This is a genomic window from Stenotrophomonas sp. DDT-1, assembly GCF_001580555.1.
Taxonomy (GTDB): Bacteria; Pseudomonadota; Gammaproteobacteria; order Xanthomonadales; family Xanthomonadaceae; genus Stenotrophomonas; species Stenotrophomonas sepilia.
This window is the reverse complement of the sequence record NZ_LEKR01000007.1, coordinates 95353-119296: the sequence shown is the minus strand read 5'-3', so window position 1 is coordinate 119296 and position 23944 is coordinate 95353. Positions and strand designations below refer to the sequence as shown.

24 protein-coding genes are annotated in these 23944 nt (G+C 67.6%); 10 read left to right on the top strand and 14 right to left on the bottom strand.

Translation table 11 applies throughout. The annotated features are described in order from the left end of the window. Positions 1-62: 62 nt before the first annotated feature. Both alr and AB839_RS05745 read right to left on the bottom strand, forming a co-directional pair. Complete coding sequence (gene alr / locus AB839_RS05750) at positions 63-1130, bottom strand: alanine racemase (protein ID WP_061478637.1); 1068 nt, start codon at positions 1128-1130, stop codon at positions 63-65. Beyond that, positions 1109-2413: a D-amino acid dehydrogenase gene (locus AB839_RS05745; RefSeq protein WP_061478636.1), complete on the bottom strand. Its 1305-nt coding sequence runs from the start codon at positions 2411-2413 to the stop codon at positions 1109-1111. Before AB839_RS05745 ends, alr begins: the two co-directional genes overlap by 22 nt. Before the next feature lie 149 nt (positions 2414-2562). Here AB839_RS05745 and AB839_RS05740 point away from each other — a divergent pair, with 149 nt between their 5' ends. Then, positions 2563-3042 carry a winged helix-turn-helix transcriptional regulator gene (locus tag AB839_RS05740; RefSeq protein ID WP_005407919.1) on the top strand — a complete coding sequence of 160 codons (480 nt, stop codon included), beginning with the start codon at positions 2563-2565 and terminating at the stop codon, positions 3040-3042. 111 nt (positions 3043-3153) lie between these two features. On the opposite strand, the gene AB839_RS05735 is transcribed toward AB839_RS05740, so the two are convergent. Together AB839_RS05735 and AB839_RS05730 are read right to left on the bottom strand one after the other, a co-directional pair. Beyond that, positions 3154-3333, bottom strand: a complete 180-nt coding sequence (locus tag AB839_RS05735; protein WP_061478635.1) for a hypothetical protein — start codon at positions 3331-3333, stop codon at positions 3154-3156. A 143-nt stretch (positions 3334-3476) separates the two neighbouring features. Continuing rightward, complete coding sequence (locus AB839_RS05730) at positions 3477-3848, bottom strand: hypothetical protein (protein ID WP_061478634.1); 372 nt, start codon at positions 3846-3848, stop codon at positions 3477-3479. A gap of 140 nt (positions 3849-3988) precedes the next feature. On the opposite strand from AB839_RS05730, the gene msrB reads away from it, so the two are divergent. From msrB to AB839_RS05705, 5 genes are all read left to right on the top strand, one after another. After that, positions 3989-4456: a peptide-methionine (R)-S-oxide reductase MsrB gene (msrB, locus tag AB839_RS05725; protein ID WP_005415117.1), complete on the top strand. Its 468-nt coding sequence runs from the start codon at positions 3989-3991 to the stop codon at positions 4454-4456. A 90-nt stretch (positions 4457-4546) separates the two neighbouring features. Further along, positions 4547-5401, top strand: a complete 855-nt coding sequence (gene motA / locus AB839_RS05720; protein WP_005407915.1) for a flagellar motor stator protein MotA — start codon at positions 4547-4549, stop codon at positions 5399-5401. Positions 5402-5404: 3 nt separating this feature from the next. Then, positions 5405-6343, top strand: coding sequence for a flagellar motor protein MotB (motB, locus tag AB839_RS05715; RefSeq protein WP_061478633.1), 939 nt, complete (start codon positions 5405-5407; stop codon positions 6341-6343). 97 nt (positions 6344-6440) lie between these two features. After that, positions 6441-6935, top strand: coding sequence for a hypothetical protein (locus AB839_RS05710; protein WP_061478632.1), 495 nt, complete (start codon positions 6441-6443; stop codon positions 6933-6935). A 13-nt stretch (positions 6936-6948) separates the two neighbouring features. After that, complete coding sequence (locus AB839_RS05705) at positions 6949-7224, top strand: DUF4031 domain-containing protein (RefSeq protein ID WP_061478631.1); 276 nt, start codon at positions 6949-6951, stop codon at positions 7222-7224. A 94-nt stretch (positions 7225-7318) separates the two neighbouring features. Here AB839_RS05705 and AB839_RS05700 read toward each other — a convergent pair whose 3' ends face one another. Then, positions 7319-7861: a hypothetical protein gene (locus tag AB839_RS05700; protein ID WP_061478630.1), complete on the bottom strand. Its 543-nt coding sequence runs from the start codon at positions 7859-7861 to the stop codon at positions 7319-7321. Between the two features lie 90 nt (positions 7862-7951). Here AB839_RS05700 and AB839_RS05695 point away from each other — a divergent pair, with 90 nt between their 5' ends. Beyond that, positions 7952-8200 carry a DUF3297 family protein gene (locus tag AB839_RS05695; protein ID WP_005415112.1) on the top strand — a complete coding sequence of 83 codons (249 nt, stop codon included), beginning with the start codon at positions 7952-7954 and terminating at the stop codon, positions 8198-8200. Between the two features lie 148 nt (positions 8201-8348). Here the strand turns inward: AB839_RS05695 and AB839_RS05690 are convergent, their stop codons facing one another. From AB839_RS05690 to AB839_RS05680, 3 genes are all read right to left on the bottom strand, one after another. Beyond that, on the bottom strand, positions 8349-9998 hold the full coding sequence (locus tag AB839_RS05690) for a Na+/H+ antiporter (RefSeq protein ID WP_061478629.1): 1650 nt from the start codon (positions 9996-9998) through the stop codon (positions 8349-8351). Between the two features lie 117 nt (positions 9999-10115). Further along, positions 10116-10904 (bottom strand): class III extradiol ring-cleavage dioxygenase, encoded by a 789-nt coding sequence (locus AB839_RS05685; protein ID WP_061478628.1) that lies wholly within the window; start codon positions 10902-10904, stop codon positions 10116-10118. A 31-nt stretch (positions 10905-10935) separates the two neighbouring features. Then, complete coding sequence (locus tag AB839_RS05680) at positions 10936-11346, bottom strand: DoxX family protein (RefSeq protein ID WP_061478627.1); 411 nt, start codon at positions 11344-11346, stop codon at positions 10936-10938. A gap of 96 nt (positions 11347-11442) precedes the next feature. Between AB839_RS05680 and AB839_RS05675 the strand changes: the two genes are divergently transcribed. After that, the gene (locus AB839_RS05675) at positions 11443-12324 is read left to right on the top strand and encodes a LysR family transcriptional regulator (RefSeq protein WP_061478626.1); all 882 of its coding nucleotides are present in this window, start codon (positions 11443-11445) and stop codon (positions 12322-12324) included. 37 nt (positions 12325-12361) lie between these two features. Here the strand turns inward: AB839_RS05675 and AB839_RS05670 are convergent, their stop codons facing one another. Then, positions 12362-15424, bottom strand: coding sequence for an EAL domain-containing protein (locus AB839_RS05670; protein ID WP_061478625.1), 3063 nt, complete (start codon positions 15422-15424; stop codon positions 12362-12364). Positions 15425-15600: 176 nt separating this feature from the next. Between AB839_RS05670 and AB839_RS05665 the strand changes: the two genes are divergently transcribed. Next, a complete protein-coding gene (locus tag AB839_RS05665; RefSeq protein ID WP_061478624.1) occupies positions 15601-17712 on the top strand; it encodes a M13 family metallopeptidase in 2112 nt (703 codons plus the stop codon). Between the two features lie 108 nt (positions 17713-17820). Here AB839_RS05665 and AB839_RS05660 read toward each other — a convergent pair whose 3' ends face one another. Beyond that, the gene (locus tag AB839_RS05660) at positions 17821-18750 is read right to left on the bottom strand and encodes an oxygenase MpaB family protein (protein ID WP_061478623.1); all 930 of its coding nucleotides are present in this window, start codon (positions 18748-18750) and stop codon (positions 17821-17823) included. 309 nt (positions 18751-19059) lie between these two features. On the opposite strand from AB839_RS05660, the gene AB839_RS05655 reads away from it, so the two are divergent. Further along, a complete protein-coding gene (locus AB839_RS05655; RefSeq protein ID WP_005415104.1) occupies positions 19060-19674 on the top strand; it encodes a hypothetical protein in 615 nt (204 codons plus the stop codon). A gap of 39 nt (positions 19675-19713) precedes the next feature. Here the strand turns inward: AB839_RS05655 and AB839_RS05650 are convergent, their stop codons facing one another. The 4 genes from AB839_RS05650 to AB839_RS05635 form a co-directional block, all read right to left on the bottom strand. Continuing rightward, complete coding sequence (locus AB839_RS05650) at positions 19714-20058, bottom strand: hypothetical protein (protein ID WP_061478652.1); 345 nt, start codon at positions 20056-20058, stop codon at positions 19714-19716. A 34-nt stretch (positions 20059-20092) separates the two neighbouring features. Beyond that, entirely contained in the window at positions 20093-20863 is a 771-nt protein-coding gene (locus tag AB839_RS05645; RefSeq protein WP_061478622.1) for a LytTR family DNA-binding domain-containing protein, read from the bottom strand. Continuing rightward, positions 20853-22112 carry a histidine kinase gene (locus AB839_RS05640; RefSeq protein ID WP_061478621.1) on the bottom strand — a complete coding sequence of 420 codons (1260 nt, stop codon included), beginning with the start codon at positions 22110-22112 and terminating at the stop codon, positions 20853-20855. Before AB839_RS05640 ends, AB839_RS05645 begins: the two co-directional genes overlap by 11 nt. Positions 22113-22276: 164 nt before the next feature. After that, positions 22277-23926, bottom strand: coding sequence for a M28 family metallopeptidase (locus AB839_RS05635; protein WP_061478620.1), 1650 nt, complete (start codon positions 23924-23926; stop codon positions 22277-22279). Between the last annotated feature and the right edge of the window lie 18 nt (positions 23927-23944).

Sequence of the window (23944 nt, the reverse complement as noted above, 5' to 3'; positions counted from 1 at the left end):
CGACACGGATTCACAGCGCCGACCAGGGTCGGCCGCTACGGAAGCCGAGCGTGGGTTCGGCTCTACACGTACACCTTCGCCACGCGCTTGACCGCGCACGGCAGCTGGTAGGCACTGACGCCACAGCGCGGCGCCAGCTCTGACAGCGTCGGCGCGGAACCCCACAGCTCCACCACGCTGCCGATGCCGGCCTGCGGATGCGCGGTCAGGTCCACCGTCAACATGTCCATCGACACGCGCCCGATCAGCCCGCCGGGCTGGCCGTCGATCAGCACCGGGGTGCCGTTCGGGGCGAACTGCGGGTAACCGTCGGCATAGCCAAGCGCGACCACGCCCACGCGGGTGCGCGCCTTGGCCACGAAGCGCGCGCCATATCCCACTGGTTCACCGGCTTCAATCCAGCGATCGGCGATCACCTTGGACTGCATCGTCATCACCGGGCGCAGTCGCGCGGTCAACGCGGTGTCATCCGGCAGCGGGTTGGCGCCGTACAGCATCAGGCCCGGGCGCACCCAATCGCTGCGCACCTCCGGCCAGCCCAGCAGCGCGGGCGAGTTGCACACGCTGGTCTCGCCCTCCAATCCATCAATGGCGCGCGCGAAGGTTGCGGCCTGCTCGCGGGTGCGCTCGCTGTCCAGTTCGTCGGCACGTGCCAGGTGGGTCATCAGCACGATGCGCTCGACCTGCGGCAGCGCCGACAGGCGTGCATGCGCGGCGCGGAAGCTGTCCACGTCCAGGCCGAGGCGGTGCATGCCGCTGTCCAGCTTCAGCCACACCGTCAACGGGCGCGGGCTGTCGAACGCCGCCAGTGCCTCCACTTGCCACGGCGAACCGACGGCGAACCAGAAGTCATGCTCGGCCACCAGCGCCATGTCGCTGGGCTCGAAGATGCCTTCCAGCAGCAGGATCGGCGCACGGATGCCGGCCTTGCGCAGCTCCAGTGCCTCTTCGATGGTGGCCACGCCGAATCCATCGGCCTCGCCCTCCAGCGCCTGCGCACAGCGCACCGCGCCATGCCCATAGGCATCAGCCTTGATGATCGCCAGGGCCTTGCCACCGCCCAGTTCACGGGCGAGCCGGTAGTTGCTGCGCAGGGCGTCCAGATCGATCAGCGCGCGGGCAGGACGCATGTGCGGTTCTCGTGTTGCGGCGCGTGACCGTACTGGCCGTAGCGGAAAATATCCAGGCCTTCGGTGCTGATCTGCGGCTGTCGCGCGCTCATCAGGTCGGCCAGGTAGCGGCCTGAGCCGCAGGCCATGGTCCAGCCCAGCGTGCCGTGTCCGGTGTTGAGGTACAGGTTGCGGAACGGCGTGACGCCGATCACCGGCGTACCGTCCGGCGTAGCCGGGCGCAGGCCGGTCCAGAACTGCGCGCGCGACAGGTCGCCGCCCTTCGGATAGAGATCCCTGACCACCAGTTCCAGGGTCTCGCGGCGGCGCTGCGACAGCGACAGGTCGAAGCCGGCCACTTCGGCCATGCCACCGACACGGATGCGGTCGTCGAAGCGGGTCACCGCCACCTTGTAGCTCTCATCGAGGATGGTCGAGGTCGGCGCCATCGCCGGGTCGGTGATCGGCAGGGTCAGCGAGTAACCCTTCAGCGGGTACACCGGCAGGCGCATGCCCAGCGGTGCGACCAGCGCCGGTGAGTAGCTGCCGAGCGCAACCACGAAGCGGTCGGCGGTTTCCAGCTTGCCGTCGATGCGCACGCCGGTGATGCGGTCGCCATCGAACTCCAGGCCGGTGATGTCCTGGTCGAAGCGGAATTCAACGCCGGCATCCACGCACATCTGCGCCAGGCGGCGGGTGAACAGCTGGCAGTCGCCGGTCTGGTCACGCGGCAGGCGCAGCGCGCCGACCAGGCCATCGACGTGGGCCAGGGCCGGTTCGGCCTGGATGATGCCGGCCCGGTCCAGCACCTCGTACGGCACGCCGTACTGGGCCAGGATCTCGATGTCCTGCGCCGAGGCATCCAGCTGCTGCTGGGTGCGGAACAACTGGGTGGTGCCCAGGTCGCGGCCTTCGAATTCGATGCCGATCTGCGCGCGCAGCTCGTTCAGGCAGTCGCGACTGTACTCGGACATGCGCACCATGCGCGCCTTGTTGATCGCATAACGCTCGTGGGTACAGTTGCGCAGCATCTGCCACAGCCAGCGGTACTGGGCCAGGTCCATGCCCGGCTTGATCGCCAGCGGCGCGTGTTTCTCGAACAGCCAGCCGATCGCCTTCTTCGGCACGCCCGGCGCCGCCCACGGCGAGGTGTAGCCGAACGACAGCTGGCCGGCATTGGCGAAGCTGGTCTCCAGCGCTGGGCCGGGCTGGCGGTCGATGACCGTGACTTCAAACCCGGCCTGTCGCAGGTACCAGGCACTGGTAGTGCCGATCACGCCGCTGCCGAGAACTAGGACTCGCATGGGACTTCTCCAACCCGATCATTCCCTGCACTGGAGCGTGCCGGGGCCATAATTGGGGAAGTATAGACAGCCGATACCAGTTGATTTGCCTGAATTGAAATCAACCGGCAGGATGTTCTCCTGCAATTCATTCCCCAAGGTTGACGGCCATGGCCACCCGTACCCGCGAACTGGACAAGATCGACCGCAAGATCCTGCGCATCCTGCAGGCCGAAGGCCGCATCTCCTTCACCGAGCTGGGCGAGCGGGTTGGCCTGTCGACCACCCCGTGCACCGAGCGGGTACGCCGCCTGGAACGCGAAGGGGTAATCACCGGCTATCACGCCCACCTCGACCCGGCCGCGGTAAAGGCCAGCCTGCTGGTGTTCGTGGAGATCAGCCTGGCCTACAAGTCCGGCGACATCTTCGAGGAATTCCGCCGCGCCGCGCTGAAGCTGCCCAACGTGCTGGAATGCCACCTGGTGTCGGGCGACTTCGATTACCTGCTGAAAGCACGGATCAGTGAAATGGCCTCCTACCGAAAGCTGCTCGGCAGCACGTTGCTGACACTGCCGCATGTACGTGAGTCGAAGAGCTACATCGTGATGGAAGAGGTGAAGGAGACGCTGAGCCTGCCGATTCCGGATTGAAGCTGGGAACCGGTTGGGGTCAGAGCCCGCTGCGCGGGATCCGACCCCGGTCGGCATCTGGCAAGGGGTCGGATCCCGCGCAGCGGGCTCTGACCCCGGTCATGGCGACAGTCAGCGTTGCTGCGGATGCTTCTGCGAGCGCTGCTCCTGCTGCTTGCCGCCCTTGTGCGGCAGCTGCGGCTCCATCTGTTGCTGTTGCTGTTGCTGCTGCGGGTTGCGGCCCTGCGGTTCCTTGCCGGGATGACGGTTCTGCTGGTTTTTCATGGTCGCGATCCAGTGGACGAAGGACATGCGGCGGCGGAATGCCGGCGCAGGGCCACGGTGGTCCCGCAACGGTTAATCGCAGGCGAAAAAGCAGTGATCGGCTGGATGCTGTTTTCGTGCGTTCAGCCCGCTCAGCGTCAGCCAGCCGCCAACCTTGGTGGCGCCAGGACTCAGCGCTTGATCTGTTGCCCATCGCCGGCCGGCACGCTGTCGTAATAGCGGCCGGTGCGCGAATCGAACACGCGGTTCGGCCCGGCCGGGCGCACGCCCGGAACGATGCGGCCATTGCGGTCATAGACCTTGTCGGCCGGCTTCGGCACCGGCGCCGGCGCGACCCGGGCCGGACCGGTGGACTTGATCGGCTGCGCCGGCTGCGGCGACGGCAGCACCTGCGGTTGCGGGCGAGCGGCCTGTGGCGGTGGTGCCACGGGCTGCGGCGCCACGGTGGTCGCGCTGCGGGTCGCAGTCGGATCGGCGGTCGGCACCTGCGCCGTCGCCACGATGGGCAACAGGGCCAGCAGCAGGGAAAGGATCGGTTTCATGGCACGCTCCGGCGTGGATCGCGTTCACCTTGCGCCTGCCCCTGTGTGCCGCCCATGAACGGCCATCACACTTGCAAGGTCGCGTCTTCACCCCCACGTTTTCCGCCATCCCCAGGCCATCGACCCCACGGAGCGCCGCCATGACTGCCTTCGACCTGACGCCCCCCACTGCCACCCAGACCGAGGCGCTGATCGCCGGCCTCAGCAGCGAAGAGCGCCGCGTGCTGCTGCAGCACGGCACCGAGGCGCCGTTCTGCGGCGTGTTCCTCGACAACAAGCGCGAGGGGGTCTACTGCTGCAGGCTGTGCGCGCTGCCGCTGTTCCGCTCCAGCACCAAGTTCGATTCCGGCACCGGCTGGCCCAGCTTCTTTGCCCCGTTTGACCCGGCGCACGTGCGCGAGATCCGTGATACCAGCCATGGCATGGTGCGCACCGAGATCACCTGCGCGCGCTGCGGCAGCCACTTGGGCCACGTGTTCCCGGATGGCCCGCCGCCCACCTACGAGCGCCACTGCCTGAACTCCGTCTCACTTTCGTTCACCGGCAATGGCGAGCCCTGGCCCGATCCGTTGCAGCGTGGCGGCGCCGAAAGCGGCGTGGCGGGCTGAAACACCCCGCCGACCGATTTCACAGATTCCCTCTTCAGAAAACCGGGGGACGGGCCGACAAGGAGATATCCCCGCTCCTTGCGTTGCGCCATGCTCATCATCGTTGGATTCCTGGTCGTCATCATCAGCGTGATCGGGGGCTACCTCGGTGCCCACGGCCGCCTGGGTGCCCTCTGGCAGCCCTATGAGCTGGTCATCATCGGCGGCGCCGCGCTCGGCGCCTTCCTGGTCGGTACCCCGGCCAAGACGGTCAAGCAGACCCTGCAGGCCATGGTGGGTGTGTTCAAGGGCCCGCGCTACAAGCAGCAGGACTACATCGATGTGCTCAGCCTGCTCTATGAACTGCTCAACAAGGCCCGCCGCGAGGGCTTCATGGCGTTGGAAGACCATGTCGAGCGCCCGGCCGAAAGCGCGCTGTTCGGCAATTACCCCAAGGTGCAGGCCGACCACCACCTGATCGACTTCATCACCGACTGCCTGCGCCTGATGATCGGCAGCAACATCGAGCCGCATGAGCTGGAGCCGCTGCTGGAACTGGAGCTGGAAAAGCACCACGCCGAGGCCATGGCACCCTCACAGGTGCTGACCAAGGTCGCCGACGGGCTGCCCGGTTTCGGCATCGTGGCCGCGGTGCTGGGCATCGTCATCACCATGGGTTCGATCGGCGGCGACATCGTCGAGGTCGGTGGCCACGTGGCCGGTGCGCTGGTCGGCACCTTCCTGGGCATCCTGCTGGGCTACGGCTTCGTCGGCCCGATGGCGGCCGCGATGGAAGCGCGCGCCGAGCAGGACAGCCGCATCTACGAATCGGTCAAGACCGCCCTGCTGGCCTGCCTGCGCGGCTACAACCCGAAGATCGCGCTGGAATTTGCCCGCAAGACGCTGCCGTCGAACGTGCGCCCGGCCTTCTCCGATTTCGAGCAGCACCTGAAGACGGTCAAGTAAGCCATGGCCGAGACCAAGCCCACCGTCATCGTCCGCCGGGTCAGGAAGGCCGGCCACGCCGCCCATCATGGTGGTTCGTGGAAGGTGGCCTATGCCGACTTCGTGACCGCGATGATGGCGTTCTTCCTGGTGCTGTGGCTGATGGCCACCACCAACAAGAACGACCGTGCGGCCATTTCCGAGTACTTCCGCAACCCCAGCCCGTTGAGCGGTCAGAGCGCCACGCCGGCGCCCGGCATGGCCGGCCCGGGCGGCGCCAGCACCTCGATGATCAAGCTGGGCGGTGCCACCGACATTTCGCGTGGCAACAGCAACGACCCGTTCCAGAACCAGAAGGAAGCGGTACCGCAGCCGGTGGACCAGCAGCAGCGCGACAAGCAGCAGCTGGAAGCACTGATGAAGGAGCTGCAGGAAGCGATCAGCAGGAGCCAGGCGCTGGAGCCGTTCAAGGACCAGCTGCTGCTGGACCTGACCCCGGAGGGCCTGCGCATCCAGATCGTGGACAAGCAGAACCGACCGATGTTCGACCTCGGCAGCGCCACGCTGAAACCGTACACGCAGCAGATCCTGCACGAGCTGGCCAACTACCTGAACCACGTGCCGAACCGGATCAGCCTGACCGGCCACACCGACATCACCGCCTATTCGGCTGCACGTGGCTACGGCAACTGGGAACTGAGCGCCGATCGTGCCAATGCCGCCCGCCGCGCGCTGGTGGACGGCGGCCTGGAGGACAACAAGATCACCCGCGTGGTCGGCCTGTCTTCATCGGTGCTGTTCGACAGGGCCGACCCGCAGAACCCGATCAACCGCCGCATCAGCATCGTGGTGATGACCCAGGCCGCCGAAGCGGCCGCGCTGGCGGGTGCCGGCCCGCAGGTGGGGCTGTCGGCGCCCACCACCGACCCGGACGTGCAGGCCGCGCAGGGTGAGGCGCACTGAACCGGGGTCAGATCCCTTTCCCGTGGAAAGGGATCTGACCCCACCTGCGCGCGGCCGCTACAATGGTGGTCTTTCCGTTTCCAGGTGACCCCACCCCATGTCCCAGAACTCCAAGGCCAAGCGCGACAAGCGCAAGAAGCAGCAGGCCAAGCGCCCGTTCCTGCGCCTGAATGCCCAGCAGCAGGTGCAGAACCATGCCGTGCTGACCAACGAAGACGGCCAGGTGGTCGCCGCCATCGGCCTGCAGGGCCGCGAATGGCTGCTGGCCATCGGTGGCCAGACCATGGGCAACGCCGAGAACCCGGTGCCGATGCTGGCCATGCTCAAGCACCTGTCCAACGTGCAGGAAAAGGAAGGCCGCAAGGTCAACCTGGAGTATTCCGAGCTGCTGCAGAAGCTGCTGGACACCCTGGCCGCTGAATCCGGCCAGACCGCTGACGAGTATCTGGACAAGCTGGTGTCCGAGTTCGAGACCGTGGAAGCCGAAGAAGGCGAAGAAGCCACTGAGGCCGCCGAAGGCGATGTGGTTGAAGCTGCTGCCGACGCCGAGGCCCCCCCGGCCGCTGACAGCGACAGCAAGCCGCAGGCCTGAACCGGCCGCGGCGGTGACGGTCTACGTCGATGACGCGGTGCATCCCTGGCGCGGACAGCGCTGGGCGCACCTGATGGCCGACACCCTGGCCGAGCTGCACGCGATGGCGGCGCAGCTCGGCATCCCCCCGCGGGCCTTCCAGAACAAGGCCAGCGGTGCCCATTACGATGTCACGGTCGAGCTGCGCGCGCAGGCGATCGCGCTTGGCGCGCGAGCGATTTCCCGGCACACCGAGCGCGAACTGGTCAAGGCGGTGATCGCCAACGCCCGGGCGCAATACCGGCCATAGGCTCGGCTGCCGTTTGCCTCCTGTAGAGCCGGGCCGATGCTCGGCTGCTCTTCGCGGACTGCAGCCGAGCGCGGGCTCGGCTCTACAGGCCCGATCAGAACGGGTCGCTGCCCAGGCGGATTTCCACGTTCAGCAGCGAGCACAGCGCCAGCATCGCGTCGTCGTCACGGGTCAGCGCCATCACCCCGGTGAAGCCGTCGCTGCCGGCATCCACGCTCCACAGCGTGTAGTTGTGCTCGCGCAGGCGGTCGAAGGCGGTGGCCATCAGCTGCACGCCGTCCAGGCCTTCGGCAAAGTCCTCGTCGTCCAGGTCGCCACCCCAGTCCAGCTGCAGGTTGAAGCGCGCCGACAGCTCGTTCACCGCCGACTGCAGCGATTCCAGGTCGTCGCGCTCCACATCGAAACCGGACTGCCAGGCGATGGCGGTGAACAGCGCCGGCAGCCAGTCGCTGTCCGCTTCCAGCGGCTGCCCGTCCTCGGACAGGTGCTCGCGCCAGCGGTTGAACTGCTGCAGGGCCAACTCTTCGTCGCCCGGGTTGATCAGCACCAGCAGGTTCCAGACCCGCGCCTCGAATCCATCCTCGTCGAAGTCGTGGATGTCTTCCTCGAAGTCGAAATAGTCGCTGTTGTCGGGCATGGCGGAACGTCCTCTGGGGCAGGCCGGCATTCTACGGTTTATCCTGTGCCGCTGAAGCCGGCCTTGGTGGCCGTCACTGTGAATGAAGCGATGAGCGATACCCCTCCCGACCACCTGGCGATCAACCCGGCCAGCCCCTTCCATGATGCACAGGCGCTGGAGCGCGGCGTCGGCGTGCGTTTCAACGACGTCGAGCGCGACAACGTCGAGGAATACTCGGTCAGCGAAGGCTGGATCCGCGTGCAGGCCGGCAAGGCCCGCGACCGCCGTGGCAACCCGATGACCATCAAGGTCAAGGGCAAGGTCGAGGTGTATTTCCTGGACCAGAAGCCGGAATAACCGGCACCGGCATGTAGAGCCGAGCCTGTGCTCGGCTGCTTTTCGTTCCGGGTTCATGACGCCTGAAGCAAGCGCAGCCGAGCATGGGCTCGGCTCTACATGCCAGGGCGGAATCCGCGTCAGCGTCTGCAACGCCCGGTCCCAGGCGTCATTCGCGCTTGCGCGATTCCAGCAGGTCCAGGTTGCGGATCAGGCGCCGCGAGATCTCGTCGGAGATCACCCCGCGCCGGGTCAACCGGAACAGTTCCTCGCGCTCGGCATTGAGGCCGGCGCTGCGCAGCTGGCGGTACCCCAGCTCCATGCGCCGCACCTTCTCCGGGTCCACATCGGGCCCGTCGCTGTCCTTCTCCAGGTGGCGCTGGTACAGCAGGCTGACCCGCGAGGCGGCGTCGTTGTACAGCTGCACGTTCTCGGTGTTCTGGTTCATCACCAGCTGCTGGCGCATGCGCTCGACCCCGGCCAGCGCGGCCTTGGACGACAGCCGGCGTGCCAGGTCCTCTTCCTTGCGCTCGCCCGAATCGGCCGGCAGCTGCAGGCCCTTCAGCAGCTGCGGCAGCGCCACGCTGGCGCCGACCAGCGAGAACAGGATCACCGCCGCGGCCAGGAAGATCACCAGGTCGCGCGCCGGGAACGCGCTGCCATCAGGCAGGAACAACGGCAGGGTCAGCACGCCGGCCAGGGTGATCGCGCCGCGCACGCCGGCCACCGAGGTCGCCACCACGATGCGCCAGTTCGGTGCCTCGCCGCGTTCCAGGCCTCGGCGACGTGCACGCAGCAGGTTCCAGCGCAGCGACAGCCATACCCACAGCAGGCGCAACAGGATCAGCGCCAGGTTGATCACCACCACGTACACCAGCAGCCACCATGCACTCTGGTGGCCGGACTCGTTCATGGTGGTTGTGGCGCGTTCGACGATGCCGGGCAGCTGCTCGCCCAGCAGCACGAACATGATGCCGTTGAAGCTGAACTGCAGCATGTTCCAGACGCCCGCGCGCTGTACGCGCATGCTGCCGGAGACACGGCCGGTCAGCTCGACGTAGCTCATCGCGATGCCGGCCGCCACGGCAGCCAGGATGCCCGAGGCATGGATCTCTTCGGCCAGCAGATAGGCCGCGAACGGGATCAGCAGGTTGACCAGCATCGCCGCACCCGGTTCCTCGCCGAAGCGGCGCCACAGCCAGCGCTGGAACGTGGACACGCCGAGGGTAACCGCCACGCCCACGGCCAGGCCGGCCACCGCCACCCACACGAAGGTCAGCGAGGCCGTGGCCAGCGAGAAGGAACCGGTCATCACCGCCGCCACCGCGAAGCGGAAGCAGACCAGGCCGGACGCATCGTTGAGCAGCGACTCGCCTTCCAGGATGTGCATCAGTCGCTTGGGAATCGGTGCCTTGGAAGCGATCGCGCCGACCGCCACCGGATCGGTCGGCGAGACGATGGCGGCCAGCGCGAAGCACACCGCCAGCGGCATCACCGGAATCATCCAGTGGATCAGCAGGCCGGCACCGATGACGGTGAACACCACCAGGCCGAACGCCAGTTCGAGGATCGCGCCCTTGTCGCGGAACAGGCCCTGCTTGGGGATGCGCCAGCCATCAAGGAACAGCAGCGGCGGCAGGAACAGCAGGAAGAACACTTCCGGCTCCAGCGCGTGGCCGCGGTTGAACACCCCGGCGATGACCGCGCCCAGGCCGATCTGCACCAGCGGCAGCGGCAACGAGAACGGGAGGACGCGAACCAGGTAGCCGCTGGCGACAACGGCCACCAGCATCGCCAGGACGACTTCAATGGTATGCATGCTTCTTCCAGGAAGCGGCGCGCGGGGAGGCTCGAAGGCCAGCGCCGGAAACCCGGAAAAAACTACCACATGCGGCCATGAGCGCGACGGCCGGGGCGGTCGCGCGTCAGCCCCGGCTCATGCCCCGTCGAAGCGGTACAGGTCCATGGCGAGGAAGCCGGCGTCGATGCCGGCATCGATGCGCCGCGCACCGAAGCTGTCCTCGCCGGCTGCGCCCATCGCGAAGAACAGCGGCAGCAGGTGCTCGTCGGTCGGGTGCGCGCGGTCGGCGAACGGCGCCTGCCGGCGGTAGTCGAACAGGGCCTGGCGATCATCGGCGGCCAGGCGCTGCTCGACCCACTCGATGAAGGGCCGCACGTACGGCGCTTCCTTGCCGTCCTGGTAGTCGCCCCAGTCGTGCAGGTTGTGGGTGATGCTGCCCGAGCCGACCAGCAGCACGCCCTGCTCTCGCAGTGGCGCCAGCGCGCGGCCCAGCGCGAACTGGTGCCCGGGGCCGAGCAGCGGCTGGATCGACAGCGGCACCACCGGGATGTCGGCTTGCGGGCGCAGCAGCCGCAGCGGCACCCACGCGCCATGGTCGAGGCCACGCTGAGGGTCGAGCGCCACCGGCAGGCCGGCAGCGGCGATGCGGCCGGCCACTTCTTCGGCCAGCGCCGGATCGCCCGGCGCCGGGTACTGCAGTTCGAACAGTGCGCGCGGGAAGCCGCCGAAGTCATGGATCGTCGGCGGCTGCGGATGCGCGCCGACCTGCGGCTGCCGGCCCAGCCAGTGCGCCGAGGCCATCACGATGGCGCGCGGGGTTGGCAGATCCTGCGCCAGCTCGGCCAGGCGCACGCCGACCTGGCCCGGATGCAGGGCGGTCATCGGCGAACCATGGGAGATGTACAGCGAAGGCAGGCGGGACATGGAATCCTCCGGTTGCAGGGTCAGGCGGCGATCAGCGCGAGCGCAGGGTCCACTTGCCATCGCCGACCAGGAACAGCACCACCAGCGCCAGCGCCCAGAACGCCGGGTATTCCCAGCCGCCGCCGGCATTGGCGAAACCGAAGCCGTTGGCGCCGTGCACGGTGACGATGGTGCCCAGCAGCAACGGGACGCCGGCCAGGCCCACCCAGCGCGCGTAGATGCCCAGCAGCAGCGCAGTGGTGATCACCAGCTCGGCGCCGATGGTGAGGTAAGCCAGCACGCCGGGCAGGCCCAGCGATTCGAAAAATGCCGCCGTACCGGCCGGGGTGAATACCAGCAGCTTGATCAGCGCATGGACCAGGAACAGCACGCCCAGGGCCAGGCGCAGCAGGGTGGCACCGTACGGGGCCAGCGGCGAGACAGGAGCGGTCGTGGTGTGCATGGCAAAGCACCTTGAAGGGAGTGGAGACAGGTTATTGCGCCTTTACGAGCCGATAAATACGATCGCTTGACCGTATTTATTTCAGAAGACGCAACAATGGACACCCTCGAGGCGATGCGCGTGTTCGTAGCGGTGGTCGAGCGCAACGGCTTCAGTGCCGCGGCACACGCCCTGGACATGTCGACCGCCGGCGTCACCCGCCAGGTCGCGGCACTGGAAAAGCGCCTGTCCACCCGCCTGCTCCACCGCACCACGCGGCGGGTCAGCCCCACCAGCACCGGCGCCGCCTATTACGCCCAGTGCGTGCGCCTGCTGGCCGAGTTCGACGCGCTGGAGGCCAGCATCGGCGCGCAGGCGCTGGAACCCTCCGGCACGCTGCGCATCAACGCACCGGTCAGCTGGGGCATCGCCCGCCTTGGCCCGTTGCTGGCCAGCTACCGCGAGCGCTTCCCGCAGGTGGAACTGGACCTGGCCCTGTCCGACCGCCTGGTGGACATGGTCGAGGAAGGCTACGACGTGGCCATCCGCATCACCCGCGAGCCGAGCCCGGCGCTGATCGCGCGCCGGCTGGGCGAATCGCGGGTGAGCCTGTGCGCGGCGCCGTCCTACCTGGCTGCACGCGGTACCCCACAGACGCCGCAGGACCTGCAGAATCACGCGTGCCTGAGCTACAGCTACTGGGCCGCTGGCGACCACTGGCCGCTGCAGGGACCCGGCGGTGAAGTGAAGGTGGCGGTGAACAGCCTGCTGCACGCCAACAACGGCGACGTGCTGCGCGAAGCGGCGATCGCCGGCATGGGGGTGATCCTGCAACCCGACTTCCTGCTGGAAGACGCGCTGGCCGATGGCCGCCTGGTGCGCGTGCTACCGGAATGGGAGGCCTCGCCGATCGGCATCTTCGCGGTGTATGCCAGCCGTAGCCACCTGGCGCCGAAGGTGCGCAGTTTCATCGACCACCTGGTGGAGGCCGGGGTGTAGCCGAGTCTCGCGCTGGCCGGCAAATACGAAGCCCCGATCAGGCAGGGACTTCATCCAGCGCGTCGATGATCCGCTCCAGCGGCGCCGGCCGCCCCAGCAGATAACCCTGCACCTGGTCACAGCCGTGCGCGGCCAGCCAGTCCAGCTGCCCCGGCGTTTCCACGCCCTCGGCGATGATGGTCAGGCCCATGCTGTGCCCCAGCGACAACAGCGCGCGGCAGATCGAGGCATTGCGTGGGTTGGTTTCCACGTCGGCGACGAAACTGCGATCGATCTTCAGGATGTCCAGCGGCAGGTGCTGCAGGTAGGACATGCTGGAATAGCCGGTGCCGAAATCGTCCAGCGACACGCTGATGCCCTGCTCGTGCAGGCGTTGCATGGTCTGCATCGCCTGCGCCGGCTTGCGCATCAGGCTGCTCTCGGTCAGCTCCACGTGCAGTGCGCCGCGGGCCAGTCCGAACTCCTGCTGGACGCGGGTGAATTCGGCCACCAGGTCGCTGTTGAAGAACTGCACTGCCGACACGTTGACCGCGATCGGCAGCTCGCCCCAACCGGCCTCGACCAACCGGCGCTGTGCCTTCGCCGCAGCGCGGATCACCCAGCGGCCCAGTGCCAGGATCAACCCGGTGTCCTCGCACAGCTGGATGAACTCGTTGGGCGGGATGAAGCTGCCATCGGCCTGCGGCCAGCGCAGCAGGGCCTCCAGCGCGGCCGGGCTGCCATCGCTGGCGTGCCGGATCGGCTGGAAGTACAGCTGGAACTCGTTGTCGATGGCGGCGTGGATGCGCCCGGCCAGGCGCAGGCGGTCGGCCAGCCGCGTGGTCACTGCCGCATCGAACCAGACCACCACGTTGCCCTCGGCACGCGCCGCGTGCGCGGCCTGTGCGGCCATGCCGATCACCTGCTCGGCGCTGTGGCCGTCGCCGGCAGTGTGCACGGCCACACCGATGCGCGGTTCGAACTGGTGCAGTGAATCCTTGCCACGCATCGGCGCTGACACGATCTGCAGCAGGTCATCCAGCACGCGCTGGGTATCGTGCTCGGCCCCGATCGCGAACACGAAGTCTTCCGCCGGCTGGAATGCCAGCGTGCCGCAACGCGCCCCCAGTCCACCGAGCCGGGTCGCCATCGACTGCAGCACCGCATCGCCGATCTCACGGCCCAGCGTATCGGCCACAAGCTGCAGGCCACGCAACTGCACGAAGGCGATGGTGTAGCCCTGCTGCTGCTCGTCCAGCTGTTCGGTCAGGGCGCGCACGTTGAGCAGGCCAGTGGCCGGGTTGTGCCGTGCCTGGTAGGCCAGGTCGCGCTCGTAGGCCAGCCGTTCGCTCACATCCTCGGCCAGCACGAGGCACGCCGGCTGTCCGTCGAAATCGAGTTTGGACAGGTGTGCGCGCACCTCGAACACGCTGCCGTCCTTGCGCCGGTGCAGGCGCACGGTCGCGTCCGGAGGATCGCCCACCTGTGCGCGCTGGATGGCACCCCGCACCTCGTCCCAGCCTTCGCGCGGGCGGATGTCGAGGATGCTCATCGCCAGGAACTCGTCTCGGCTGTAGCCGTACTGGCGCACCGCAGCGTCGTTGACCTCGATGAAGCGCAGCGTATCCGGGTCGAATACCCAGAACGGCGCCGGATTGCGGTCGAACAGCAGCCGGAAGCGCCGTTCCACTTCGCTCATCTGCTCGCGCGCCTGATAGCGTTCGCTCAGGTCGGTCAGCGCGCCGATCATGCGCCGCTCGCTGTCGGCCACTTCCACCCGCTGCCCACGTGCGCCCACCCAGCGCACCTCGCCCCCGGGCAGTACCAGGCGGAACACCTGGTCGAGCACGGCGCTGCCGGCGAATGCCTGGTCAAAGGCATGCTGCAGGCGCGCGGCATCGTCGCGGTGCACGCGTGCGAAGAAATCGGCCACCGGCAGCGCATCGGTCTGCACGCCAAAGATCTCGCGCGCCAGCGGCGACCAGCGCAGCAATGCGGCGTCCTCATCCACGTACCAGGTACAGACACGACCGACCTGGTGCGCAAGACGCAGCTCGGCGTGGCCTGTTTTCAGCTCCTCGGCCATCGCCTGCTGGCTGCGGGTGCTGCGCCGCACGGCGTACAGCAGCACCAGCAACACCGCGATGTAAGCCAGTACGATCGCCACCGACGCCTGCAGGTACGGCCACCACGGCGCCAGTACGTCTTCGTCGGCCAGGCCGACCTGCACCGCCAGCGGGCTGTGTTCCAGCGTGCTGATGGTCATGATGCGCGGTACGCCGTCGACCACACCCGGCACGCTGCCCAGCTCGACCACCGCCTGCGTGCCGAGCAGGTCACGGCGCGGCAGGCCGTAGCGGCGGCCCACCGTGCCGTGCGGATCAGGCACGCGGGCCAGCATGTAACCCTCGGCATCGCTGATCGAGACCAGTCCGTTGGGGCCGACATCGAGGCCGCCGACGATGCGTTGCAGTTCGCCACAGCGCAGCCGTGCCAGCAGCCAGCGTTCGCCGGCCATCGGCAGCGCCAACGGCACCACCCAACCGCCATCGCTGGCCCGCTGCGGCGGGCCGATGTACAGGGCGCTGCCCTGGCCACGACGCTGCGGGTCGGTCCACAGCGGCAGCTGCAGGTCGCCCTCGCCGGCCGTCAACGGTCGGCCATGGCGGTCGAGCACGGCGATGCTGTGCAGTTCGGCATGCCGGCCCAGCACCCCGCCGATGGAGGCATCCATCAAGGCCGGCGCCTGCGCCGGCACGCTGCGGAACAGCTCGGCGGCGTCGGCCGCGATGCCGGACATGGCGCGCTCCAGGTTGCGCAGTTCCAGCGCCAGCAGGCGCTCGCTGCCCACCGCCAGCGCCCGGCTCTGCCGCTGTGCCGCTTCCAGGCGGCGGTGGTAGTCATTGACCAGCATGAGGGTCAGGCCGGTTACCAGCAGCACGCCCAGCAGCACTCCGCCCCAGGTAATGGCGCGCAGCGGGCGGGCCAACGCGCGTTTCAGCGCGGGCATCGGCGGGTGTTCCTTGTGCAGTCGGCTGGCTTCATGCGCGAACGAATCCTCCACGTCCCCGACCTCAACGGCCGGTGGACGCCATTCTTGACGCCTGACCCGCCCCCGCATGGCCACCTCCCCGTGTCCGCGCAGGGCTCCAGGGTCCAGCATGCACCACCCCGGTGACGGCGTGAAGATCGCGTCTGCGCGTTCAGCCAGATCCTGCACAGGACGGGCGGCGCAAGGACGCGGCCAGTGGCGCCGGAGCGGATTAGACTTGGGGTTTTCCGCTGCAAGAGAAGTCCATGTCCAAGCTGCGCCGTCCCACCCTGGCGCTGGCCATCGTTGCCAGCCTGTCCCTGGCCGCCTGTGACCGCCCGGCCGAACCGGCCGCCGGTGCCACCGCGCCGGCCGATGCCGCCCCCGCTGCGGCCAAGCCGATGCTGGGCAGTTTCGGCTTCGATGCCAGCGGCATGGATCGCAGCATCGCCGCCGGCGACGACTTCTTCGGCTTCGCCAATGGCACCTGGGTGAAGAACACCGAGATTCCGGCCGACCGCTCGCGCTTCGGCAGCTTCAACGTCATTGCCGAGAAGACCCTGGCCGATACCCGCGCCATCCTTGAAGGGGCGGCGGGCAACACCAAGGCCAGCGGTGACGACAAGCTGATCGGCGACTACTACGCTGCCTACATGGACGAAGCCGGCATCGAGCAGCGCGGCGTTGCACCCGTGGAGCCGCAGCTGAAGGCGATCGATGCGATCGCCGACAAGGCCGGGCTGGCCCGCGCCCTCGGCGGCGACCTGCGCGCCGACGTCGACCTGCTCAATGCCACCAACTTCTATACCGACCGCCTGTTCGGCCTGTGGGTGTCGGTGGACCTGCTGCAGCCGGACCGCACCGCGCCGTACCTGGTGCAGGGCGGGCTGGGCATGCCCGACCGCGATTTCTACCTGGGCGGCGGCCGCATGGCCGAGCTGCGCAAGCAGTACCAGGCCTACATCGCGCAGATGCTGCAGCTGGCCGGTGTGGCCGATCCGGCCGGCAAGGCACAACGCATCCTGGCGCTGGAGACGAAGATCGCGCAGGCGCATGCCACCCAGGAAGAAACCAATGATGTGACCAAGGGTGCCAATCCGTGGACCCAGGCCGACTTCAACGCCAAGGCGCCGGGCATGGACTGGAACGCCTTCCTTGACGCCGCCGCGCTGGGCAACCAGCAGGACTTCATCGTGTGGCAGCCCAAGGCCGTGGCCGGCCTGTCCAGGCTGGTCGCCACCGAGCCACTGGAGGTGTGGAAGGACTACCTGGCCTTCCACGCGCTGGACCGTGCCGCCGCCTACCTGCCGAAGAAGTTCGCCGATGCCCGCTTCGCCTTCCATGGCACCGCGCTGAGCGGCACGCCGCAGCAGAGCGACCGCTGGAAGCGCGCCGTGGACGATGCCAACCATGCCGTCGGCGAAGCCATCGGCAAGCGCTATGTCGAGAAGCACTTCGACGCGAAGACCAAGGAACGCGCGGACGAGATGGCAAAGAACATCATTGCCGCCTTCGCCAAGCGCATCGACGCGCTGTCGTGGATGTCGCCGCAGACCAAGGCGAGCGCCAAGGCGAAGGTGGCCGGCCTGACCGTGGGCATGGGCTATCCGGAAAAGTGGCGCGACTACACTGGCCTTGAGATCCGCCGTGATGACCCGCTGGGCAATGCGCAGCGCGCCGAGCTGTTCGAGTACCAGCGCAACATCGCCAAGCTGGGCAAGCCGGTCGACCACAGCGAGTGGGCGATGCTGCCGCAGACCATCAACGCGATGAACGTACCGCTGGAGAATCGCCTGGTGTTCCCGGCCGCGATCCTGCAGCCGCCGTTCTTCGACGGCGCCGCCGACGACGCGGTGAACTACGGTGCGATCGGCGCGGTGATCGGCCACGAGATCAGCCATGGCTTCGACAACGCCGGTGCGCTGTTCGATGAAACCGGCAAGCTGCACAACTGGTGGACCGCCGAGGACCTGAAGCAGTTCAACGCCGCCGGTGATGCGCTGGCCGCGCAGTTCAGCAGCTACGAGCCGTTCCCGGGCGTGCATGTGAACGGCAAGCTGACCCTGGGCGAGAACATCGCCGACGTGGCCGGCCTGGGCACCGCCTACGATGCCTACCAGCTGTCGCTGCAGGGCAAGCCGGGCCAGACCCTGGAAGGCTTTACCCCGGACCAGCGCTTCTTCCTCGGCTTCGCCCAGGCGTGGCGCAGCAAGAGCCGCGAGCAGGCGCTGCGCAACTCGCTGCTGACCGATGTGCATGCACCGGGCCAGTTCCGCGCACTGACCGTGCGCAACATCGACGCCTGGTACCCGGCGTTCGAGGTGAAGGAAGGCCAGAAGCTGTACCTGGCCCCGGACAAGCGGGTCAAGGTGTGGTGATGTAACCGGAACGGGCGCCGCAAGGCGCCCGTTTCACTTGCGGGTAGCTGCCAACCTTGGTTGGCGCTTCCGCGGCACCGCGAAAAGCGTGCCAACCAAGGTTGGCACCTACCAGGCAACCGCGGGCCACTCGCACAGGATCTCCACCGGCGCGCCCATGCGTGCACAGGCGCGGCTGGCCAAGCCGTCGGGCAGCGCACGGCGGAACAGCGGCGCCATGCCCTGCATCAGCTTCGCAGACGCCGCAGCCTGGGCGCGCTGACGGCCACTGCGTGCAAGCATGCCTTCGGCCCAGTCCGGCAGCAGCGCCGCGCCCGCACCGAGGAACACCTCGCGCGACAGCCCCGGCACCGGTACCGGCAGGCGCACGCCGGACAGCACCTCCAGCACCTCGCGCGAGCGCTCATCCACACGCAGCTCCGGCTGACGTGCACAGAAGTACGCCGCCACTTCCGCTTCGCTGCGCGGCACATCCACCGCGCCCAGTGCCTCGGCCACGCAACGGTACTCGTCGTAATAGCGATCGGCGATGTGCGCCGGCACCTCGCGCCCGTAGCGTCGGAACCCCTGCAGGAAACCGAAGGCTTCGGTCACGTGCACCCAGGTCAGCAACTGCGGATCGTCGGCGGCGTAAGGCTCGCCCTGCGCGGTCTGGCCGCGGATCTGCGCATGGATGCGGCGCACCCTGGCCACCAGCGCCTCCACCTCGCCGCTGGGCGCATAGCTGGTGCCGGCAACGAAGGCCGTGGTGCGGCGCAGCCGACCCACCAGGTCCTGGCGGAAATTGGAGTGGTCATAGACCCCGGCCAGCGCACGTGGGTGCAGGGTCTGCAGCATCAGCGCGCACAGGCCACCGGCGAGCATCGAGGGAAATTCGGCGTGCAGCCGCCAGGTGACGCTGTCCGGGCCGAACCAGCCCGGGTCGCCCTGCGGATGGTCGTAGTCGATACCACTCTGGCCGCGCGGGAAGGCGTCCAGTACCCAGCGTCGGATCGGCGCCGTGACGGGGCGGGAGAGTCGCTGCAGCAAAGCCGGCATCACAGGTCCAGGAGAGGCGGAAGAACAGTCGCGTCTTGCGCGGTTGGCTCCGATTCTCGGCGATCACGCCTCCGGCGGCGAGCCTCCCCGCTCAGCGACGGTTTCATGTGCGGCCGCAGCACGTTTCACCCTGCGACATCCTGTCGCAGGCCGTGACTGCGATGCTGCATCGCATCAATTTTCACTCCCACCGGTCAAACCCTTGCGCCGCTTGGCATTGCCCCCATTGCACGGCTCGCTGGAAGTGCTAGAACTGGATCCGCCACACCGTCCAATGCTGATCGACGCACGTTCCACAAGGAGCCAGCCATGATTGCCTTGTTCAAGGGTTTGGGAATTCTGCTTCGCGACAACGAGCTCTACAGCAGCCCGTTCGACAAACAGGTGGCGCACTGGCGCAACCTCAGCGAGCAGCAGATCCGCGATGAAGTGGCTGTGCTGGCCCAGGCCAAGTGCCAGTGGCTGATCGCCTCGATCGTCGGCTGGCAGGCGGCCTCGCTGCTGATCCTGGGCCTGATCGCCAACTACCTGTGGCGCGACGACTTCCATATCACCTTCACCCGCGTGGTGATCGTGTTCGGCTCGTGGGTGTCGATCCTGTTCGTGATCTGGTTCATGGCCAACATGTTCGATCAGCAGGCCGGCTTCGAGCGCTGGATGAAGGCGTTCAACAGCCGCGCCCGCATCAGTTCCAAGGCCGACAGCGTGGAGCACGTGGCCGAGGCGCTGGACCTGGCCGAGCACTACCCGGAAGTGCTGGACTACAAGCAGGCGGTCACCGCCAAGCGCGAACTGCGCCACGAGGACATCCGCATCATGACCGAGATCGGCCGGATGAAGCAGCACTCGGAACTGGTCGGCCGCCTCAACCATGTGGGCGAGACCGAGCACCATCACGACCTGACACTGCAACCTGCCTACTGAGCCTTCAGGGAAGCGGGGGGACCCACACTGCCACCGTGATCACTCACGGTGGCAGTGTTCCATCGGGTCCTGGCTGACGCACTGGCGGAAGCCGTCGGGTAGCCCACGCATGGCCTCGGTCTTGCCTGCTGCAACGGCGAACCGGCGCAGCGGCGGTGTAGTGCACGCGGCATCGGTGCTGCACGCTGGGTCCAGCACCAGGTAATGGCAGTGGCCACTGCTGCTGGCAATGCACTGGAAGCGCGCCTCGCCATCGACCACCGTACTCTTGCTGTACAGCGTGTCCACGCCGTTGGCATGGGTGCGGGTGATCGAGGTGTTGCGGGATTTTTCGCAGCCGGCCAGTGCCAGCACTGCAACGCACGCAATCAGCAGACGGGACATGTTCATTCCTCGGTGCAGGGGGATGCGGCTGCGGCTACATGCCGCGGAACAGGCTCATGAACGGCTGGCTGACCACCAGCGTCTCCGTCCGCCCGCGCAGCCGCAGCACGCCGCGCCCGGTATCGTCGCGGCTGACCGCCGCCACTGCCTTCATGTTGACGATGGTCGAACGATGGATCTGGCGGAAGTGCTGCGCATCAAGCACTTCCAGCAGCTCGCGCAATGGCGTGCGCAGCAGGCTTTCGCCGCTGGCGGTGACCACGGTGGTGTACTTGTTGTCCGCGCGGAAGTACGCCACGTCTTCCAGCATGATCAGCTGCGTCTCGCGGCCGTTGCTGGCGGTGATCCAGGCCAGTGGCGGGCGCTCGGCTGCACCCTGCGACGGGCCCAACCGCTGCAGCAGGCGCTCCAGCACGGCATCGTCCTGGCGCGTCGATGGCAGCCGCGACAGGATGCGCTCGCGGGTGGCCAGCAGGCGCTCGTCGCTGACCGGCTTCAACAGGTAATCCATCGCGCCCTGCTCGAACGCATCGATGGCGTACTGGTCGTAGGCGGTGACGAACACTACCTGGGTGCGCGGGCTCAGCTCGGACAGCGAGCGTGCCACCTCGATGCCGCTGATGCCAGGCATGCGGATATCGAGAAAGGCGATGTCCGGCTGCTTCTCGGCCAGCTGCTCCAGCGCGCTGGCGCCGTCCTCGCACTCGGCCACCAGCTTCAGGTCCGGCCACAGCCGGCGAAGTTGCTCCACCATCGACTGCCGCAGCAGTTCTTCGTCTTCAGCGATCAGTGCCTCAAGCGGCATGGCTGCGCTCCTTGTGCGACTGCGGCAGGGTCATGGTCGCTGCCACGCCGCTGGGGAAGTTGGCGACGATCGCTACGCCGGCCTGCTCACCACAGGTCAGGCGCAGGCGCTCGCGCAGGTTCTTCAGGCCGATGCCGGTACCACTGGTGCCCTGGCCGAAGCCGAGCCCATCGTCGGCCACGGTCACCGTCACGTGGTCGTCGAAGCCGCGCGCCAGGATCCAGATCGTGCCTCCGCCGGGCTTGGGTTCAAGGCCATGCTTGATCGCGTTTTCCACCAGCGTCTGCAGCGCCATCGCCGGCAGGTGCACGCCATGCAGTTCGTTGGGCACCTGCACTTCCACCGCCAGCCGTGCGCCCATGCGGATGCGCAGGATCTCCAGGTAGGCGCGGGTGCGTTCCAGCTCCACGCCCAGCGTGGACACCGATTCGTCCACCTGTGGCAACGAGCTGCGCAGGTACTGGATCAGGTGGCCGAGCATCTGCTCGGCCCGTGCCGGGTCGGTGCGGGTCAATACCTGCGCGTTGGCCAGCGTGTTGTAGAGGAAGTGCGGTTCCACCTGCGCATGCAGCAGGTTCAGCCGCGCCACCGACAGTTCCTTTTCCACCTGGGTCTGTTCGGCTGCAGCCTGTTCGTCGCGGCGCTGGTCGGCGACGCGGCGACTGATCGCACGGGTGACTGCTTCGGCGTTCTCGAAGTTGCTGCCCTCGTCCAGCGCCAGCAGGTCGGCCCACCAGCCGGCATCGGGTTCGAACAGCAGGGTAACGGTGCTGGTGCCCTGCCCCGGCGTGACCGTTGCCAGCACGCTGTTGCGCTTGATCGCCAGCCGCGCAGGCAGGTTCCAGCGCGACGGCTGGCGGCCATTCCAGAGATCGACCCGGCGCACATAGGCGCGCACCTGCAGGCTGCCGGCCGAGCTTTCCACGTCTTCCACGCGGGGTAGTTCGGAGATTGCCGCCTCCACCACCGAGAAGGCGTGGCCGGCGTCCATCGGCAGTTCGATCTGGCGGCGCTGGCGACCGGACAGGGTGGTGGCGTCCAGGCGACCGGCCACCAGCCAGACCCGGCGGATGTGGGTGATGGCACTGCCCAGCGCGGAAATGATCAGGAACATCGCCAGCAGGCCGAAAATCCAGCCTGGGCCATCGTTCATGCCACTGAAGATGCCGCTCCAGACCATGCCAGCGACGAACAGCGCCGCAGCCCAGGCCAGCAGGTGACGGAACAGAAGTGAGAGGCTGGCGAACACGGCGGCGCCTTGGAGGAAGGGGGTGAGCCGAGCATAGGGCGGCCGGCCGGGCAAGCAAGCGGCCTGCGACGAAGGGCCGGAAAGCGGGGATGGAAGCCTTCAGTGCAACGCCGGGCATGGCCCGGCGCTACCAGGGCTGGCGGGGCATCGCGCCCCGCCTTCCCTTATTTGCGCTGGTCGGCGCTGGCGTCACGCACGGCGCGGAACGACTCGTCCTTGCTCCAGTTCGGCCAGGCACGGGAGTTGGCCAGCTGGTTGCCCAGCGTGTACAGCACTTCCAGGTCGCGGGCGGCACCGGCGAACACCCAGTCCGGCTGCCATTCGTCGCCCTGCTGGTGGTAACGCTTGGCGGTGTAGTCCTCGGAGGCTTTCTTGCCTGCGGCGACGCCACCGTCCACCCAGTCCTGGCCGGCCGACCAGGACAGCGCCGGCACGCCACGCTTGGCGAACGGGAAGTGGTCGGAGCGGAAGAACAGGCCCGCTTCCGGCTTCGGGTCCGGCGTGTAGCGGATGTCCCAGCCCTTGGCCACGTCCTTCAGCTGGTCCAGCAGCTCGAAACGCGCGGCGCCGTAGATGCCGAAGTCACGCGACGGGCCGAACGGCGCCATGCCGTCCATGTTGATCACCGCCACGGTCTTTTCCAGCGGGTACAGCGGATGGGTGGCGTAGTACTCCGACCCCAGCAGGCCCTTTTCCTCGGCGGTGACCGCCAGGAACAGCAGCGAGCGCTGCGGGCGCTTTTCCTTGGCGAAGCCACGGGCAAGCTCGATCAGCGAGGCGGTACCGCTGGCGTTGTCCAGTGCGCCGTTGAAAATGCGGTCACCGCGCGCGTCCGGCTCACCCACGCCGATGTGGTCCCAGTGCGCGCTGTAGATGATCGTCTCGTCCGGGTGGCGGCTGCCTTCCAGGCGTGCGGCCACGTTGTGCGAGGTGATCACTTCGGTCTTCACCGCGTACTTGGCGTCCAGGCTGGCGCCGGTCAGCGGCACCGGGGTGAAGTCGCGCTGCTGCGCCTTCTTCTTCAGCGCCTCGAAGTCCTGCCCGGCCGAGCGGAACAGCTCCACCGCCAGGTCGCGCTGGATCCAGCCTTCCAGCAGCGGGTGGCTTTCGGCCGGGTTGTCGCGCACCACGTCGAACATGGTGTTGGTGTTGGAACCGGCCACGGTGGCCCAGCCATAGGAGGCCGGTGCGGTCTCGTGCACGATCAGCACGCCCAGTGCCCCCTGGCGCGCGCCTTCCTCGTACTTGTAGGTCCAGCGGCCGTAATAGGTCATGCCCTTGCCGTCGAAATCACCCTGGCCGGTCTCGAAGTCCGGATCGTTGATCAGTACGACGGCGATCTTGCCCTTCAGGTCCACGCCCTTGAAGTCGTCCCAGTTGCGCTCCGGCGCTTTCACGCCATAGCCGAGGAACACCAGCGGGGCCTTGCTGATGTCGACGTTGCTGGCGCCGTTCATGGCGGCGCGCACGGCAATCTGCTTGCCCTGCTCCAGCGCAACGGTCTTGCCGCCCTGGTGCAGCGCCAGCTGCGGTGTGCCGACGATATCGCCCTTGCGCAGCGGCACGGCCTGGGTCCACAGGCGCTTGCCGTCCTTCAGGTCGCCGCCCGGCTGCAGCCCGGCATCGGCGAACTGCTTGCTGAGATAGGCGATGGTCTTCTCTTCGCCGGCGGTGGCCGGCGAGCGGCCTTCGTAGGCGTCGGAGGCCAGTTCCTTGACGTCGGCGGAGATCCGCGCGCCATCGAATTTCGGGGTGGCCGCCATCAGTGCGCTCGACACCGACAGGGCCAGCACGCCCAGTACCACTCGTTTCATTGCTCTCTCCAGCAGGGA

Excerpts from the sequence above, each read along its gene's own strand:
- msrB (WP_005415117.1), top strand. The coding sequence starts at position 3,989 with ATGACTGCCTTCGACCTGACGCCCCCCACTGCCACCCAGACCGAGGCG.
- AB839_RS05680 (WP_061478627.1), bottom strand. The coding sequence starts at position 11,346 with ATGCACACCACGACCGCTCCTGTCTCGCCGCTGGCCCCGTACGGTGCC.
- AB839_RS05635 (WP_061478620.1), bottom strand. The coding sequence starts at position 23,926 with ATGAAACGAGTGGTACTGGGCGTGCTGGCCCTGTCGGTGTCGAGCGCA.
- AB839_RS05655 (WP_005415104.1), top strand. The coding sequence starts at position 19,060 with ATGATTGCCTTGTTCAAGGGTTTGGGAATTCTGCTTCGCGACAACGAG.
- AB839_RS05690 (WP_061478629.1), bottom strand. The coding sequence starts at position 9,998 with ATGCATACCATTGAAGTCGTCCTGGCGATGCTGGTGGCCGTTGTCGCC.
- AB839_RS05650 (WP_061478652.1), bottom strand. The coding sequence starts at position 20,058 with ATGTCCCGTCTGCTGATTGCGTGCGTTGCAGTGCTGGCACTGGCCGGC.
- AB839_RS05645 (WP_061478622.1), bottom strand. The coding sequence starts at position 20,863 with ATGCCGCTTGAGGCACTGATCGCTGAAGACGAAGAACTGCTGCGGCAG.
- AB839_RS05735 (WP_061478635.1), bottom strand. The coding sequence starts at position 3,333 with ATGTCCTTCGTCCACTGGATCGCGACCATGAAAAACCAGCAGAACCGT.
- motA (WP_005407915.1), top strand. The coding sequence starts at position 4,547 with ATGCTCATCATCGTTGGATTCCTGGTCGTCATCATCAGCGTGATCGGG.
- AB839_RS05670 (WP_061478625.1), bottom strand. The coding sequence starts at position 15,424 with ATGCGGGGGCGGGTCAGGCGTCAAGAATGGCGTCCACCGGCCGTTGAG.
- AB839_RS05685 (WP_061478628.1), bottom strand. The coding sequence starts at position 10,904 with ATGTCCCGCCTGCCTTCGCTGTACATCTCCCATGGTTCGCCGATGACC.
- AB839_RS05740 (WP_005407919.1), top strand. The coding sequence starts at position 2,563 with ATGGCCACCCGTACCCGCGAACTGGACAAGATCGACCGCAAGATCCTG.
- AB839_RS05745 (WP_061478636.1), bottom strand. The coding sequence starts at position 2,413 with ATGCGAGTCCTAGTTCTCGGCAGCGGCGTGATCGGCACTACCAGTGCC.
- AB839_RS05730 (WP_061478634.1), bottom strand. The coding sequence starts at position 3,848 with ATGAAACCGATCCTTTCCCTGCTGCTGGCCCTGTTGCCCATCGTGGCG.
- AB839_RS05710 (WP_061478632.1), top strand. The coding sequence starts at position 6,441 with ATGTCCCAGAACTCCAAGGCCAAGCGCGACAAGCGCAAGAAGCAGCAG.
- AB839_RS05665 (WP_061478624.1), top strand. The coding sequence starts at position 15,601 with ATGTCCAAGCTGCGCCGTCCCACCCTGGCGCTGGCCATCGTTGCCAGC.
- AB839_RS05695 (WP_005415112.1), top strand. The coding sequence starts at position 7,952 with ATGAGCGATACCCCTCCCGACCACCTGGCGATCAACCCGGCCAGCCCC.
- motB (WP_061478633.1), top strand. The coding sequence starts at position 5,405 with ATGGCCGAGACCAAGCCCACCGTCATCGTCCGCCGGGTCAGGAAGGCC.
- AB839_RS05700 (WP_061478630.1), bottom strand. The coding sequence starts at position 7,861 with ATGCCCGACAACAGCGACTATTTCGACTTCGAGGAAGACATCCACGAC.
- AB839_RS05675 (WP_061478626.1), top strand. The coding sequence starts at position 11,443 with ATGGACACCCTCGAGGCGATGCGCGTGTTCGTAGCGGTGGTCGAGCGC.
- AB839_RS05660 (WP_061478623.1), bottom strand. The coding sequence starts at position 18,750 with ATGCCGGCTTTGCTGCAGCGACTCTCCCGCCCCGTCACGGCGCCGATC.
- alr (WP_061478637.1), bottom strand. The coding sequence starts at position 1,130 with ATGCGTCCTGCCCGCGCGCTGATCGATCTGGACGCCCTGCGCAGCAAC.